This window comes from Xanthobacter sp. BG11Y11_SDJG, assembly GCF_057364445.1.
The window spans coordinates 1-15561 of the sequence record NZ_JBNFNU010000062.1; the positions used below are offsets into that span (position 1 = coordinate 1).

Annotated in this window: 13 protein-coding genes and 3 pseudogenes; 4 read left to right on the forward strand and 12 right to left on the reverse strand. The window is 67.0% G+C overall.

What is annotated here, in order from left to right:
* On the reverse strand, positions 1–779 hold a 779-nt coding region (gene modD, locus AC2W7M_RS08090; RefSeq protein ID WP_486131512.1), incomplete at its 3' end, for a ModD protein.
* 270 nt (positions 780–1049) lie between these two features.
* On the opposite strand from modD, the gene AC2W7M_RS08095 reads away from it, so the two are divergent.
* Entirely contained in the window at positions 1050–1604 is a 555-nt protein-coding gene (locus tag AC2W7M_RS08095) for a peroxiredoxin (protein WP_486131514.1), read from the forward strand.
* Positions 1605–1619: 15 nt separating this feature from the next.
* A complete protein-coding gene (gene ahpD, locus AC2W7M_RS08100; protein ID WP_486131516.1) occupies positions 1620–2165 on the forward strand; it encodes an alkylhydroperoxidase, AhpD family in 546 nt (181 codons plus the stop codon).
* 54 nt (positions 2166–2219) lie between these two features.
* Here ahpD and AC2W7M_RS08105 read toward each other — a convergent pair whose 3' ends face one another.
* From AC2W7M_RS08105 to AC2W7M_RS08130, 6 genes and pseudogenes are all read right to left on the reverse strand, one after another.
* Positions 2220–3854 (reverse strand): ABC transporter permease subunit, encoded by a 1635-nt coding sequence (locus tag AC2W7M_RS08105; protein WP_486131533.1) that lies wholly within the window; start codon positions 3852–3854, stop codon positions 2220–2222.
* Positions 3817–4590 (reverse strand): amino acid ABC transporter ATP-binding protein, encoded by a 774-nt coding sequence (locus tag AC2W7M_RS08110; protein ID WP_486131518.1) that lies wholly within the window; start codon positions 4588–4590, stop codon positions 3817–3819. The genes AC2W7M_RS08105 and AC2W7M_RS08110 overlap by 38 nt, the downstream gene beginning before the upstream one ends.
* An 88-nt stretch (positions 4591–4678) precedes the next feature.
* Positions 4679–5101 carry an NAD(P)-dependent oxidoreductase gene (locus tag AC2W7M_RS08115; RefSeq protein ID WP_486131520.1) on the reverse strand — a complete coding sequence of 141 codons (423 nt, stop codon included), beginning with the start codon at positions 5099–5101 and terminating at the stop codon, positions 4679–4681.
* Positions 5102–5177: 76 nt separating this feature from the next.
* Positions 5178–5843 (reverse strand): annotated as a pseudogene (locus tag AC2W7M_RS08120) (NAD(P)-dependent oxidoreductase); the annotation flags it as partial.
* Positions 5844–6018: 175 nt separating this feature from the next.
* Positions 6019–6831, reverse strand: a complete 813-nt coding sequence (locus tag AC2W7M_RS08125) for a sulfotransferase domain-containing protein (protein WP_486131535.1) — start codon at positions 6829–6831, stop codon at positions 6019–6021.
* A gap of 162 nt (positions 6832–6993) precedes the next feature.
* Positions 6994–7437, reverse strand: a pseudogene (locus AC2W7M_RS08130) (Hsp20 family protein); the annotation flags it as partial.
* Positions 7438–7763: 326 nt separating this feature from the next.
* On the opposite strand from AC2W7M_RS08130, the gene AC2W7M_RS08135 reads away from it, so the two are divergent.
* The gene (locus tag AC2W7M_RS08135; RefSeq protein WP_486131522.1) at positions 7764–8147 is read left to right on the forward strand and encodes a hypothetical protein; all 384 of its coding nucleotides are present in this window, start codon (positions 7764–7766) and stop codon (positions 8145–8147) included.
* Between the two features lie 296 nt (positions 8148–8443).
* Here AC2W7M_RS08135 and glyS read toward each other — a convergent pair whose 3' ends face one another.
* The 3 genes from glyS to AC2W7M_RS08150 form a co-directional block, all read right to left on the reverse strand.
* Entirely contained in the window at positions 8444–10642 is a 2199-nt protein-coding gene (gene glyS / locus AC2W7M_RS08140) for a glycine--tRNA ligase subunit beta (RefSeq protein ID WP_486131524.1), read from the reverse strand.
* Positions 10623–11807, reverse strand: coding sequence for a Fic family protein (locus tag AC2W7M_RS08145; RefSeq protein ID WP_486131526.1), 1185 nt, complete (start codon positions 11805–11807; stop codon positions 10623–10625). The genes glyS and AC2W7M_RS08145 overlap by 20 nt, the downstream gene beginning before the upstream one ends.
* 91 nt (positions 11808–11898) lie before the next feature.
* Positions 11899–12834, reverse strand: coding sequence for a glycine--tRNA ligase subunit alpha (locus AC2W7M_RS08150; RefSeq protein ID WP_486131527.1), 936 nt, complete (start codon positions 12832–12834; stop codon positions 11899–11901).
* 199 nt (positions 12835–13033) lie between these two features.
* Here AC2W7M_RS08150 and AC2W7M_RS08155 point away from each other — a divergent pair, with 199 nt between their 5' ends.
* Complete coding sequence (locus AC2W7M_RS08155) at positions 13034–13405, forward strand: hypothetical protein (protein ID WP_486131529.1); 372 nt, start codon at positions 13034–13036, stop codon at positions 13403–13405.
* A gap of 76 nt (positions 13406–13481) precedes the next feature.
* Here the strand turns inward: AC2W7M_RS08155 and AC2W7M_RS08160 are convergent.
* Together AC2W7M_RS08160 and AC2W7M_RS08165 are read right to left on the reverse strand one after the other, a co-directional pair.
* A pseudogene (locus tag AC2W7M_RS08160) lies at positions 13482–14569 on the reverse strand (TRAP transporter substrate-binding protein).
* A gap of 147 nt (positions 14570–14716) precedes the next feature.
* The coding region (locus AC2W7M_RS08165) for an Mrp/NBP35 family ATP-binding protein (RefSeq protein WP_486131531.1) at positions 14717–15561 on the reverse strand (845 nt) is incomplete at its 5' end.

The following is a 15561-nucleotide window of genomic DNA, read 5'->3' on the forward strand; positions in this document are numbered from 1 at the left end:
TGGCCCGCGGCGGCCACCAAGGCGCAGACGGCGCGGATGCCGTCCGGCGTCATCTTCTCGCACTGGAGCACGTCGGGCATCGCTCCGAGCGCTTCCCGCGCCTCGTCCAGCGAGGCCACCTCCACCACCACTTTCTTCTCGGGCACGGCCAGTCCGAGCGCCGCCACCGCGGCGGCGGGGTCGGCGAGGAAGGCGCGGTGCTCGGGAAACACCAGCAGCGTCTCCGACAGCCCCAGCCGGTGGGGCAGGGCGCCGCCGGCCTTGATGGCGGCGATCATCATGGACTTGGTGCCGGGAAAGGTCTTGCGCGTCGTCACCACCGCCACGTCCGGGTCCACCGCACGCGCCGCATCGACGATGGCGGCGGTGGCCGTGGCGATGCCGGACAAATATTCCACCAGCGTCTGCGCCACCTTCCAGGCCAGCAGGATGGGACCGGCCGCGCCGTGCGCGGTGAGGATCGGCATGCCGGCGGCGACACGGGTGCCGGTGGCGGCCAGCACTTGGGCTTCGGCGCCGGCTCGGGCGAACAGATCGGCCGCAAGCTCGACACCGCACAGGGTGGAGGGCGCGCGCATGGCCATGGCGAGGCGGGCGGGCGCGTCGGCGATGCCGAGCGCCTCGGTGGTCAGGTCGCCATAGGGCGCGTCCTCGTGGAGCAACTGGTCCACCAGCGCATCGGTCCACCATTTCGCCGCCATCCCGCCGCCTCCCGTCTTGCCGGTCTCGCCGGCCGTGCCGGTAGCTGTATCCCTGCCGACATAGAGCGGCGGGTGCAATCCGGGAATCTACCGCGGCGGCCGAACGGCGGCCGGGGCACGGCCATGGCACCGCGCGCCGTTTGCGACACGGCGCGTCCGGCTTCGTTCATGGCGCGTCGCAAAAGCGACAGCAAGGCTACCGCATTGCCCCCGCGCTTGCTTGGAATGAAACGCATTTTCGTTTTCCCGCGCGCTGGCACGCCGCTTGCCAATCGTCCTGCGACAGCGTGGGCGAGGGCGCGGGTTGCGCGACCGCCCGGAGGCTTCAAACCATCGGAGTGACCTTTCATGCGCGGCATTGGCAGCCCCCTTCCGGACTTCTCCATCACCGGCGTCAAGCCCGGCTTCAACCTGCACGAGGAGAACGGGGTCTCGGCCTTCGAGACCCTGACGAAGGAGAGCTTTCCCGGAAAATGGAAGGTGATCTTCTTCTATCCGAAGGACTTCACCTTCGTCTGCCCGACCGAGATCGCCGAGTTCGCGCGCCTTGCCAGCGATTTCGCCGACCGGGATGCGGTGGTGATGGGTGGCTCCACCGACAACGAATTCGTCAAGCTCGCCTGGCGGCGCGACCACAAGGACCTGAACCGCCTGCCCATCTGGTCGTTCGCCGACACCAATGGCTCGCTCACCGACGGCCTCGGCGTGCGGTCGCCGGACGGCGTGGCGTTCCGCTACACCTTCGTGGTGGACCCGGACAACGTGATCCAGCACGTCTATGCCACCAACCTCAATGTGGGCCGCAACCCGAAGGATACGCTGCGGGTGCTCGACGCGCTGCAGACCGACGAATTGTGCCCGTGCAACCGCGAGGTTGGCGGCGACGTGCTCAAGGTCGCCTGAGGCGCGGAGGCCGGCATGACCATCGACGCCCTCAAGGACCGCATCCCGCTTTTCGCCAAGGACGTGAAGCTCAACCTCTCGGCGCTCAGCCGGGAGGAGGGACTGACGCCGCAGCAGCTTTACGGCCTCCTGGTGGCCTGCGGCCTCACCACGCGCAACGCCGAGGTGGCCGGAGCGCTCGAGGCCGAGGCGGCGGCGCACCTGTCGCCCGCCGCCATGGATGCCGCCAAGGCGGCCGCCGCCATCATGGCCATGAACAATGTCTATTACCGCTTCACCCACCTCGCCTCGAACAAGTCTTACGAGACGCTGCCGGCGAAGCTGCGCATGAGCGTGATCGGCGCGCCGGGCGTGGACCGGGCGGACTTCGAGCTGTGGTCGCTGGCGGTCTCGGCCATGAACGGCTGCGGGCGCTGCATCGACGCCCACGAGAAGGTGCTGCGCGAGGCTGGCATCCGCGAGGACCAGATCCAGGCGGCGGTGCGCGTCGCCGCGGTGGTCGCCTCGGCCGCGGTGGCGCTGGAGAGCGCGCGCGAAACCCTGCCGGTCGCCGCCGAGTAGCCGCGCGGGCGGCCGCTCTGCGCGATCGCGCCGGCGGGATAAGCGAATGTGTCCTCAGCCGCTGCGCGTCATCCCCCGGCTGACGTGCTTCTCCGCCCAGCGGGCGAGCCGCACGAACGGCAGCCCGAGCAGCAGATAGACCGCAGCGACCAGGATGCCGGTGCCGAAATAGTCGTAATAGGTGGTGGAGATCATCTCGTAGGTCTTGGTGAGCTCCACCAGCGAGATCACCGAGACCAGCGACGAATCCTTGATCAAAGAGATGAAGTCGTTGGTGGTGGGTGGCAGCACGATGCGCGCCGCCTGCGGGATGATGACGTTCCGGACCGCCTGGGCCTCGGTCATGTTGAGCGCGACCGCCGCCTCCATCTGGTGGCGCGGCACCGCCAGAAGGCCGGCGCGGTAGTTCTCCGCCTCATAGGCCGCATAGTTGAAGCCCAGGGCCAGGACGCCGGCCACGAAGGCGTCGAGCTGGACGCCGATCTTGGGCAGGCCGTAATAGATGAACAGCACCTGGATCAGCAGCGGCGTGCCGCGCACCACCTCGATATAGATCGAGGCGAGCCGGTCGAGCATGGTTCCGCCATAGACCCGGCAGATGGCGAGCAGCGCACCGAAGCCCACCGCGATGACCATCGCGAGGATCGAGATCTGCATGGTCATCAGCGCCGCCCAGCCGAGCTGCGGCAGGAAGCGGGCGTAGCGCTCCAGCTGCGCCTTCCACCCCTTGGGCTGCGTCGCCTCGACAAAGGCATCATACTTCAAGGGCTGCGCCTGCATGGGACGCAGGTCCCCGGTCGCCTGCGACATCAGCGGGCTCCACAGCGCCCAGCTGTCGAGGATCTTGTGCATGGCACCGTCGCGGATCATCTGCGAGAGGCCGTCATTGATCGCGGCGAGCAACTCCGGGTGGGCGCCCTTCTTGAGCGCGATGCCGTACTCGATGCGCCCGATGGGCTGGCCGGTGAACTGCAGCGCGCGGTCGGGCTGCGCATAGTAGACCGCGATGGGGAAATCCATCACGGTCGCGTCGATGCGCTTGAGCTTGAGGTCGGAATAGGCGTCGATCTCTTCCTCGTAGGAGCGCACGTCGATGCCGCCGGCCTGGCGCAGGACGTATTCCATCTGGCTCGACTTCAGCGTGCCGACGCTCTTGCCCTTGAGGTCCGCCAGCGTCTGCACCGGATCTTCGCCGCGGCGGATCACGATCTGGCCGAAGGTGGTATAGTAGGGAATGGAGAAGTCCGCCGCGGCGCGGTGCGCGGCGGTGATCTCGAGGCCGTTGATGGCCACCTCGTAGAGCCCGTTGTCCAGGCCGGGAATGAGATTCGACCAGTCGTTCTGCACGAACACCGCCGGCCGTCCCAGGCGCTGGCCCAGTTCAACCATGATGTCGGTCTCGAAGCCGATGATCTGGTCCGGGTCGGCGGGGTCCTTGAAGGTGTAGGGCGCGCCGAGGTGCTGTCGCCGCCGTAGCGCAGCGGCTTGCCGGCGTCGGCAGCCTGCGAGGCGGCAGCCGGAGCTTGAGGCGCCTGGGCGAGCGCGGGAACGGCCCCAAGGACGAGACTGAGCAGGAGAAGGGCGGCGCGGCGCATGGCGGAATCCGGGGCGGCGGGGGGCTGGATGCGGCGGAGGACGGGGGCGCTGCGGCTCACGCGAACCGGCGCAGAAACTGGCGGGTGCGCGGATCCTTGGGGTGGGTGAAGATCTCGTCTTCGTCGGAGATCTCGATGATCTCGCCCTTTTCCATGTAGATGATGTAGTCGGACGCATCGCGCGCGAAGCGCATCTCGTGGGTGACGACGATCTGCGTCATGCCCTCGCGGTCCAGCTCCTTCATCACGTCCAGCACCTCGTCGACCAGGCTGGGGTCGAGAGCGGAGGTGGGCTCGTCATAGAGCATCACCCGGGGCGCCATGGCGAGCGCGCGGGCGATGGCGCCGCGCTGCTGCTGCCCTCCGGACAGGTTGATGGGATAGAGGTCGAGCCGGTCGCCGAGGCCGACCTTCTTCAGCAGCCGTTCGGCATCGGCCTGCGCCTCGGCCTTGGAGGTGCCCTTCACCACCATGGGCGCCATCATGACGTTCTCGAGCAGGGTCTTGTGGGGAAAGAGGTTGTAGCTCTGGAACACCATGCCGACATTCTTGCGAACCCGGTGCGCCGCGTGGGCGATGTCGGCCGCGGTGCCCGGATCGCGCCGCATGGCGACGCCGCAGATGGCGATGGAGCCGGAATCCATGGTCTCCAGCCCGTTGAGGCAGCGCAGCAGGGTGGACTTGCCGCAGCCTGAAGGGCCGATGATGGAGACGAGGTCGCCGGCCTGAAGCGCGAAGCTGACGCCCTTGAGAATGGCGGTGGCGCCGAACGACTTGCGCACGTCCTCCACCTGCACGATCGGCTGCGACTGGTCCGGCTCCGTCTGCATGCTGCTGCCCCCCAGGCGACTCAGGCCGGAAGGGCTCTAGCGGCCGCTCATGACCGCCCGGTGACGTCCGGTCAAATTGCGGCGTAGTTCAGCGATCGGGGCGGCCGTCTGCCACCACGCAGCCCGCGGGCGGGGCGGTGCCGTTCAGCACCGCGACGACGCACTGCGCGGCGATCATGTTGCCGCGCGCCAGCGCCTCGCGGCTGGATCCGGCGGCATGGCCGGTGGCCACCACCTGCGGCATCCCCGCCAGCGCCTCGGCGAGCGGGCGCAGGGACGCGTCCTCTTCCGCCTCGAACACGTCGAGACCGGCGCCGGCGATGCGGCCGGAGGCGAGCGCCTGCCGAAGCGCGGCATCGTCCACCAGGCCGCCGCGCGCGGTGTTCACCAGGATCGCGCCGCGCTTCATGGCCGCAAGCGCGCCCGCATCGATCAGCTGGCGCGTTTCGGGGGCGAGAGGGGCGTGGACCGAGACCAGATCGCTCTCGGCAAGAAGCTGCGCCAGCGGCACATGGGTGACATCGGGCGCCCGCCCGGGAAACGCGGCGCGCCACCAGGACCCGGCAATCGAAGCCGGAGAGCCGCCGGGCGACGCCGCGGGCGGTGCGGCCGAAGCCGATGAGGCCCACGGTCTTGCCGGTGAGGTCGCCGCCGGTGGCGACGCGCCAGTCGCCGGCGGCCAGCGCCGCATTGTTCTCCTTCAGGCGCCGCAGCACCGCGAGCATCAGCGCCAGCGTATGGTCGGCCACCGAGGCGTCGTTGGCGCCGGCGGTGATGGTGACCACCCGGCCGAGATCGCGGGCGGCCGCCGCATCCACCCGGTCGTAGCCGACGCCGCGCCGGGCGATGACCTTGAGCTTGGGATGGGCCGCAAGGATGTCGCGCGTCACCGCGCGCATGCCGACGATCCAGCCGCCGACGCCGTCCAGCAGGCGGGCGAGCGCGTCGTCGGCAAGGCCGCTGTCGAGCGCATCCGGCGGCAGGCCAGAGGTGACGATCGGAAAGCCGCTCTGTTCCAGGAAGCGGGCGGCGGCATCGTCGAACAGGCGGGTGGTGACGAGGACCTTGGGGCGCGGATCGGACACGGGGAGAGGCTTTCGGCGCAAGGGGCGGGAAGGGGGGCGGAAGGGGCGCGGAGGAATGCAGGCTCGGTGGCGGCGCGCGCTCGTCGGTTCGCGCGTGCAATGTCGAGGCCGCCGGATGCGAAGACAGCGGAACCTGGGCGATGGGGCGTCAGCCACGCCGGCCGTCATGGGTCTGGAAACCAGGTAAACACGTTTAACATATTGAAGAATTCGTCGTCATAATGCCTGAAAGCATTTACATCCCGATTTATTCGCAGTCCATGACCTTCAATTTTGGACAATGCTCCGTCTTTGATTGCGTCAATCGATGCAGATCCAATGCAAGTTGCCAAGAGATTGTGATCTATCTCGCGGCCGGGCGCGAAAAATCGACAATCTGGGCCATGACGAGAGGCGGGTCCGCCATGAGGGCTTCGTATTTCACCACGAGGCGTTCCTTAGGCCGCCGCGGGTCGAAAACCCACTTCTGCAAAAACCGCACATATTTGTTGGCGTAATCCAGGGCAAAGGACTTAAATGATTCGAAATCATCCGAAACAGTGCCATTATAAACGGCAACTTCAAAGTTTGAAACAACACTGTCTTTAAAGTTTCTATATTGTATCAGATATGGAATATCTGAAGCGATAGTATCCAAATCAAAATCATGATTCTTGCTTAGGCTGACGCCCTGGCGTGAGCAAGGCTGAGACTTGCAGCAATCGTCAATAGTATAGTGCTCGCAATATACGAATTGGGATCCGAAATAGGCTTCCAGGACATTGGCGACCGCATGGTGGCCGCTGCGAGGCCAGCTCACGCCCGAAACGTAACGCACGCGCGTCTTCGGAGGGCCAAGCTCATCTGAGTCGGAGCTTTCGGTAGCGGGGTCGCTCGGGACCGTACCCGGCTGTTTGTTCTTGGGTTGACGCATCCGCCACCGAAAAAATCCCCGTTCACAGAGCCCCCGCGCGTTGCTGGCAAATCTTTTTATAAGGAGGCTTCGGGAGGCGTGGCAAGCGCGCGCGTTTTCGTTCCGGCGCAACCTGGATTTGGCGCGCGAGCCAGGCTCAAGGGCGTCGGCGGATGCAGGACATCTCGCACCGAACCAGCGCCGCTGTCGCGCGGAGCGTGGCAAGTCGCCCACGTGAGCGGAATTCGGGCGCCAACGTCCCATGCGGCAACGCACAAAGAACGGACCCGGCGTCTCGGCGGCCGGGCCGCCGGAGTTTCCAGCCCTCCGAGGGGGAACGGCCCCGCCGCCGGCCGGGCGGCAGGGCCGGAGTGTCAGGCCAGGCTCACGCGCCTTGGCAGGCTCCGCCGGGGCGGCCTCGGCCGCGAGGGCCTTGGGGCCGGCAACGGTGTTGATGGCGATGTGCCGCGGCTTCTTGGCCTCGGGAATGTTGCGCACGAGGTCCACGTGCAGCAGCCCGTTCTCGAGCACCGCGCCCTTCACCTCCACGTGGTCGGCGAGCTGGAAGCGCCGCTCGAAGCTGCGCGCGGCGATGCCGCGATAGAGCACCTGGGCGCTCTCGCCATTCTGCTCGGCCTTCTTCTCGCCGCGCAGCGTGAGGGTGTTCTCCTTCACCTCGATGTCGAGGTCGGCATCGGTGAAGCCCGCCACGGCGACGGTGATGCGATAGGCATTCTCGCCGGTCCGCTCGATATTGTAGGGCGGATAGGTGGGTGCGGCATCGACGCCGCCGACGCCGTCCAGCAGCGAGAACAGGCGGTCGAAGCCAACGGTATTGCGATAGAGGGGAGACAGATCATAGGTGCGCATGGCATATCCTCCTTTGAAGCGACATGCGGGACCCGCATCAAGCCGGCCCGTGAAGACGCCGTCCTCATGGACCGGCGTCTTCGCTGATCTGGGAAGCGTCCCTGCGGCCGTCAAGACCCCTCCCGCGGGTCCGCAGGCGGCGGCTGCGCGATGGCAGATGAACGGCACCTGAACGCGGGCGTCGGCCTGCGTTCAAGCAGGGGCCCTACAATGGCGATGCTGCGGTCGCGCGCACGCGGTCACGCAGATGTGCGCAGCGCGGCATCCGGGCGGGGGGTCTGGAGCGGGCATCGGGTTTCCTGAGCGGACTCCCGGGGAGAGAGCAGATGGTGCGAGCCGGCCATCTCATCGCTGCGATCGTCACGGCCTCCCTGACCGGAGGATCGGACACCTCTGCCCAGCCGCCCGGCGCCGCTTTGGCCACCCTGAGGGACGAGGTGCCGATCCACCAGGTGGTGGACCTGACCCCGCCCGAGCCCTTCCGGCCCTATATGCGCCATCCGCCGGGCGGCCTCCACCCGGTGGAGCCCGACCAGGTGGCCGACAGCCTGACGCGGCGCGGCTTCAAGGACGTGAGCGTGGTGCGCCAGCGCGGCGGCGCCTATATCTGCGAGGCCACCGGCCCGCGCGGCGAGCGCGTGCGCCTGGTGGTGGACGCCCAGAGCGGCGACATCAGCGGCATGCAGGTGATCGGCTACAAGGGCAAGTGATCCCGGCGCACAGCCGCGCTTCGAATACCCCTTCAGGCCCCCTTCCCAAACCGCCGTCATGCCCCGGCTTGTCCGGGGCATCCACTCTGACGTCTACGGGCGGCAGAACGACCAGGCGCTGGCCTGGCCGCTGGGTGGATCCCCCGGACAAGCCGGGGGATGACGGTGGTGAGAGGGGATAACGGTGGTGAAGGGCGATCGCGGTGGAAGTGGTGACCTGCACCAAAACGCCTCACCGCCGTCATGCCCCGGCTTGACCGAAGCCTCCAGGCGCCCGGCGTGGCACCGCGCCGGGCTCAGCCCTCGATGCGGTCGAAGTCGGCGATGGTGCGGGTGGCGGCGCGGATTTCGTCCAGCAGCTTCAGGCGGTTCTCGCGCAGGGCTTGGTCCTTGTCATTCACCGTGACGGCATCGAAGAAGGCGTCCACCGGGGCGCGCAGGTCGGCGAGCGCGGTCATGGCGGCGGCGAAGTCCTCCGCCGCCACGGCCTTGGTCACGCGGGCCTTCACGTCCTCGATGGCGGCGGCGAGGTGCTCCTCGGCCGGCTCCTTCAGCAGCGCGGCATTGGTGGGGCCGGTGAAGGCGCGGCCGTCCTTCTTCTCCTCGATGCGCAGGATGTTCACCGCGCGGCGGTAGCCGGCGAGCAGGTTTTTCCCGTCCTCGGTGTCGAGGAAGCGCCCGAGCGCCTCCACGCGGCGGACGACGAGGAGAAGATCGTCCTGCCCTTCGAGGGCGAAGACGGCATCCACGAGGTCATGCCGCGCGCCGCGGTCGCGGAGATAGACTTTCAGGCGGTCGGCGAAGAAGGCGAGGAGGTCGTGCGCTCGGCCAACCGTGATGGAGCCATATCGATCCCAGGAGTCTGTATTTTCGGGGGTAACTTCATCGGGAGATCGAAAGTCTGCTACGTCACTCTCAATCCCAAAGAATTTCTCAGTAAGGACCTGAGCCAAAGGCTGTGCTGCGAACCTGCATACCAATCCAAGGTTCAGCCGAATCCCATTCTCCAGCACAATCCTAATCACCCCCAGCGCCGCCCGGCGCAGCGCATAGGGGTCCTTGCTGCCGGTCGGCTTCTCGTCGATGGCCCAGAAGCCCACCAGCGTGTCGATCTTGTCCGCCAGCGCCACCGCCACCGAGACCGGCGCGCTGGGCACGCGGTCGTTCGGCCCCTGCGGCTTGTAGTGGTCCTCGCAGGCGGCGGCGACCTCGGGGGGCAGCTTCTCGCCCTCGGCGTAATAGCGGCCCATGAGGCCCTGAAGCTCGGGGAACTCGCCCACCACTTCGGTGAGCAGGTCCGCCTTGGCCACCAGAGCGGCCTCCTCGGCCAGCGCCACCGGCGCGCCCACCTTGGGCGCCAGTTCCACCGCGAGGCGGCGGATGCGCTCGATGCGCTCGGCCTGGCTGCCCAGCTTCTCGTGGAAGGTGATGGACTGGAACTTCGGCAGGCGGCTCGCGAGGCCGTTCACCCGGTCCGTGTCCCAGAAGAATTTCGCATCCGAAAGCCGCGCCCGAATGACCCGCTCGTTGCCGGCGATGATGGCCTTGCCGCCGTCGCTGGCGATGAGGTTCGAGACCAGGAGAAAGCGGTTGGCGAGGCGCCCGGTCTCAGGGTTCTTCAGCACGAAGCACTTCTGGTTGGCGCGGATGGTGGCGCGGATCACCTCGTCGGGGATGTCGAGGAAGCGCGCCTCGAACGACCCCATGAGCACCACGGGCCATTCCACCAGGCCGCACACTTCGTCCAAAAGGCCTTCGTCCTCCACCAGCTCCAGCCCGGCGGCAAGCGCCAGGTCCTTGGCGTCGTTGAGGATGATCTGCTTGCGGCGGTCGCGGTCGGCCACCACCTTGGCGGCCTCCAGCTTATGCATCCAGTCGTCCAGCCGCTTCACCGTGAACGGCGCCGGCGCCATGAAGCGGTGGCCGCGCGTGACGTTCGAGGCCGCGATGCCGTCCACCGCGAATGGCACCACCTCCGGCTCGTCGCCCTCCGCGCCGAAGGTCGCGACGATGGAATGCAGCGGGCGCACCCATTTGAGCGCGCCCGGCTTGGCGCTGTCCGGCCCCCAGCGCATGGATTTCGGCCAGGGGAAGCTGCGCACGATCTCGGGGACGATCTCGGCGATCACGTCCGGCGTTGGCCGGCCCGTCTTCTCGATCACGGCGACGTAGAAGTCGCCCTTCTTCGGGTCGCTCTGGATGGTTGCCTGATCGATGGAGGAAAGTCCCGCGCTCTTCAGGAAGCCCTGGAGCGCCGCCTCGGGCGCGCCCACGCGCGGGCCCTTCTTCTCCTCCTTCTGGTCCGCCTGCCGGCCCGGCAGGCCGTGCACCGACAGGGCAAGCCGGCGCGGCGTCACGAAGGCCTTGGCGCCCTCATAGAGCAGGCCACGCTCCACCAGGGCGTCGGTGACGAGCTTCTTGAGCGCCTCCGCCGCCTGCGCCTGCATGCGGGCGGGGATTTCCTCACAGAAGAGTTCAAGCAGAAGGTCGGGCATGGGAGGTATCGACACCAGAAATGACATTTAGGATATCGCGGGCGGCGTAGAATTTAGGATTGTTGGTATGCGGAAGCTCTTCGAGAATTCCCGCTTCGAGCAGCGTCTCAACATTCATCCGAGCTGCGCGATACGTGACGTTTAGGTGATCCGCAATTTGCGGAATGCTCATGACAGGTGTGTCGAAAAGCCGGTCCACTACATTCAGCAGATTGGCGGAACGACCAGCGGACTGGACGCGCCGGCGATAGCTTGCTTCCAAGGCGAGCAACTGATCCGACGTCGCCACCGCAGCGCGCGCCGACTGGGTCACGATCTCCAGGAAGAATGCCACCCAGCCGATCCAGTCCCCCGTCCGAGAGACCTCGTACATCCGGTCGATATACTCGTCTTTGCGCGGCTCCAGCACAGGGCTGATGTAAAGCATGGGCTCGCGAATAGCTCCCATCGCATAAAGATGGAGCGGAACAAGCATGCGTCCGACGCGGCCATTGCCGTCAGCAAAAGGGTGAATGGTTTCAAATTGAAAATGAATGAGGGCCGCGTCGATAAGCAGGTGGAGCCCGACGCGGTTTTCTCGATGAATAAAGCTCTCAAGTTCCGTGAGGCAGGTTTCTGTTTCCATGCGCGGAGGGGGAATGAAGCGCGCAGTCTCGATGGAGTAGGAGCCGATGAAGTTTTGATGCTGCTTCAGCTCGCCGGGTCGGACGCTCGCCCCTCGCTGGCGGGAGACACTCATCAGAAGCCGACGATGAGCATCCTTCAATGTCCGCAGGCACAGGGGAGTCGTTGTGAGACTTGCTATGGCCTGCGTCAGAGCCACCCGGTAGTTCGCGACCTCCCGGGTGTCCGGAGCCCGATGGAGCTCGTCCGCGCCTGCCTCCACGAGAAGTAGGTCATCCAGCGTGCTGTAGGTGCCCTCCATGCTTGAAGAGGTCAATGCCTCTCGGGCCTGGAGAGGTCGGATCAGCAGATAAGGGTTTCGCAGCGTCCTACTGATTCCGTTGAGCTCGCCGACAGCCTCAGCTGCGATGGCGAGCTGAGATGACAGCGGCCCGAAGTCGACGTCCTGCGGAGGCAGCGGATTCGGAACGAACGCCCATTGGCCACGCTCTGTCGAGACGAGGCGGCCGCTGGGCGATCCCTCAAAATCGGCACGGTTCATTTGGTATCACCATCAGGGACAAGATTGTACCTAACCCCCCGATTTGTACAATCTCTTGGTCGCTGTAGGGAGCTGTGTATCATTCGCGCTCTCAGCCGACCGCAACCCCACCCGCCTCGGTCTTCAGCCAGGCGGCGCCGCAGGCCTTGGCGAGCTCCCGCACGCGCAGGATGTAGCTCTGGCGCTCGGTGACGGAGATCACGCCGCGCGCGTCGAGCAGGTTGAAGACGTGCGAGGCCTTGATGCACTGGTCGTAGGCGGGCAGCACCATCTGGTGGGTGTCGCCCTTGTCGCCGAAGGCGAGGTATTTCCGGCAGGCGGCCTCGGCCATGCGGAACTGCTCGAACAGCATGTCGGTGTCCGCCGCCTCAAAATTGTGCCGCGAATATTCCTGCTCGGCCTGAAGGAAGATATCGCCATAGGTGGTCTTCTCGGCGCCCTCGCGGCCGTTGAAGTTCAGGTCGTAGACGTTCTCCACCCCCTGCACATACATGGCGAGGCGTTCCAGGCCGTAGGTCAGCTCGCCCGCGACCGGGGCGCACTCGAAGCCTGCCACCTGCTGGAAATAGGTGAACTGCGACACCTCCATGCCGTCGCACCAGCACTCCCAGCCGAGGCCCCAGGCGCCGAGCGTCGGGCTCTCCCAGTCGTCCTCCACGAAGCGCACGTCGTGGAGCCGCAGGTCGATGCCGATGGCCTCCAGGGACTTGAGGTACAGCTCCTGCAGGTTCTCGGGCGACGGCTTCAGGATCACCTGGAACTGGTAATAGTGCTGCAGCCGGTTGGGGTTCTCGCCATAGCGCCCATCCTTGGGCCGGCGCGAGGGCTGCACATAGGCCGCCTTCCAGGGCCTCGGGCCGAGCGCGCGCAGCGTGGTCGCCGGATGGAAGGTGCCCGCCCCCACTTCCATGTCGTAGGGCTGGAGGATGACGCAGCCCTGGTCCGCCCAGAAGCGCTGGAGCGTCAGCAGCAGCGCCTGGAAGGAGCGGTCGGGCCGCATGTGCGGCGGCAGGACGGGGTCGGTCATGGTGCTCGCGATGGTCCTCCGCCGGCAGGTCGGCGGCAAAACGGGGACGGCAGTCGCCGGCGCGCGGTCACGCGCGGCGCGACCCTAGTTTCGCGGCGCCCGCGGATCAAGCACCGCTCGCGCCGCTCCATGGCCGCGCTCACGCGAACCATCCGGCGGCTACGGTGTTGACGATGCATCACAAGCAAGGAGCCGAGGAATGAAACGTCTTATCGTGGCAGGCACCCTTCTCATCGCCAGCGCCGGCATGGCCATGGCGCAGTCGCAGCCCAATGCCAACACCTCCACCGGCCCGGCGATGCAGGGCGGCCGCACCCAGGCGACGCCGGGCTCGAGCGCGGTCGATCCGAGCGCCGCTCCGGCCAATCCGATCCCGAACTCCGTCCAGCGCCCCAGCGGGCATTCCGGCGGCGCGGTCGAGGCCGGCAAGAACCAGGCGACGCCCGGCCGCAGCGGCGGCACCGACATGAACCCCACCGGCTCGGTCAACCCGCCGCCCTCCACCCCCAACCGGCCGAACGCCCATAGCGGCGGCGCCATCGAGGGCGGCAAGAACCAGGCGCGCCCGTAACCGGCGGCGGCAGGAACGAAAGCGGCCCCGGAGCGCGTGCTCCGGGGCCGCTTCGACGTGTCGAAGGGGCGATGCGTCAGCCGCGCGAGCGGGCGCGCACCATGTAGTCGTCGTAGTTGAACTCGGCGATCTGCCACCAGGTGTAGGCGTTGTTGCGGAATGCCTTGAGGTCGTTCCACACCTTGCCGAACTTGGGGTTCTCGGTCGACAGCTTCTCGTAGATCTCGTGCGAGGCCTTGTAGGCCGCGTCCATCACGTCATTGGGATAGCGGCGCAGCTGGGTGCCGCTCTTCACCAGGCTCTGGATCGCCATCGGGTTCTTGGCGTCGTAGCTCGCGAGCATGCTCTCATTGGCGCGCGCGCAGGCGGCGGTGAGGGCGGCCTGGTAGATTGGCGGCAGGTTGTTCCACTGCGCGGTGTTGAAGAAGAAGTTGAGGGCCGCGCAGCCTTCCCACCAGCCGGGATAGTAATAATACTTCGCGACCTTGAAGAGGCCGAGCTTCTCGTCGTCATAGGGGCCGACCCACTCGGCGGCGTCGATGGTGCCCTTCTCCAGCGCCGGGTAGATGTCGCCGCCGGCCAGCTGCTGCGGCACCACGCCGAGCTTGGCCATCACCTGGCCGCCCATGCCGGCGATGCGCATCTTGAGGCCGTTGAGGTCGGCGACGGTCTTGATCTCCTTGCGGAACCAGCCGCCCATCTGGCCGCCGGTGTTGCCGCCCGGCAGCATGGAGACGTTGTAGTCCTTGTAGAACTCGTTCATCAGCGTCAGGCCGTTGCCGAACAGGAACCAGGCATTCATCTGCCGGGTGTTCAGGGCGAACGGGATGGCGGTGCCCATGCCGAAGGTCGGGTCCTTGCCGACGTAGTAATAGGACGCCGAGTGGCACATCTCGACGGTGTTGTTCTGGGTCGCGTCCAGCGCCTGCAGGCCGGGCACGATCTCGCCCGCGGCGAACACGCGGATCTGGAACTTGCCGTCGGTGAGGTCGGAGACGGTCTTCGCCATCAGTTCGGCGCGCCGTAGATGGTGTCGAGCGACTTCGGGAAGGACGACGTGCAGCGCCACTTCACTTCCGGCGCGGACTGCGCGATGGCCGGCATGGCGACCGAGGACGCGGCGACGCCCGCGGTGGCGGCGGTGAGGAATTCACGGCGTTTCATGAAGGGAGGCTCCCTAGACGATTTTGGCCGCGCACGCGGGCGCAGGACGCGCGGGCGGGCGGCATCCCACACTTCTAGTGCGCCCGTCCCTGATAGGGAAGCATGCTTGCCGATACAACCTTAGTCGTAGAGGCGGCCGCGCCCGCCCTATTCGATCACGATGCGCGGAGCCTTGCGCGCGGAACCGCTGGCGCGCTCCAGCGCCGCCTTCACCTCCCGCGCCACCGCGCGGTAGGCGCCGGCCTCGGCGCCCTGCGGGTCCGCCACCAGCACCGGCAGGCCGGCGTCCGACATCTCGCGGATGCGCATGTGCAGGGGGATTTCGCCGAGGAAGGGCACGCCCAGCTTGTCCGCCTCCGCATGGGCGCCGCCATGGCCGAAGATTTCCGAGCGCCCGCCGCAGTGCGGGCAGACGAAATAGGCCATGTTCTCCACCACGCCGAGGATCGGCACGTTGACGCGCTGGAACATGGCGACGCCGCGCCGGGCGTCGATCAAGGCGAGGTCCTGCGGGGTCGAGACGATCACCGCGCCGGCGAGGTTCACCTGCTGCGCCATGGTGAGCTGGGCGTCGCCGGTGCCGGGCGGCATGTCCACCACCAGCACGTCGAGCGGCCCCCACTTCACTTCGCGCAGCATCTGCGAGATGGCGGACATGACCATGGGTCCGCGCCAGATCATCGGCGTCTCCTCCTCGACGAGGAACCCGATGGACATCAGCTGGAGGCCGAAATTCTCCAGCGGCAGCATGGTCTTGCCGTCCACCAGCTCGGGCTTCTGGGCAACCCCGGACAGGCGCGGCACCGAGGGGCCATAGATGTCGGCATCCAGCAGGCCGACCTTCAGGCCGAGGTCGCGCAGGCCGAGCGCGAGGTTGATGGAGAGCGTCGACTTGCCGACGCCGCCCTTGCCCGAGGCGACGGCGATGATGGATTTCCACCCCCCGGGCACCTCGATGGCGGCGGCCGGGCGCGGGCGCGCCCGGGGGCGGG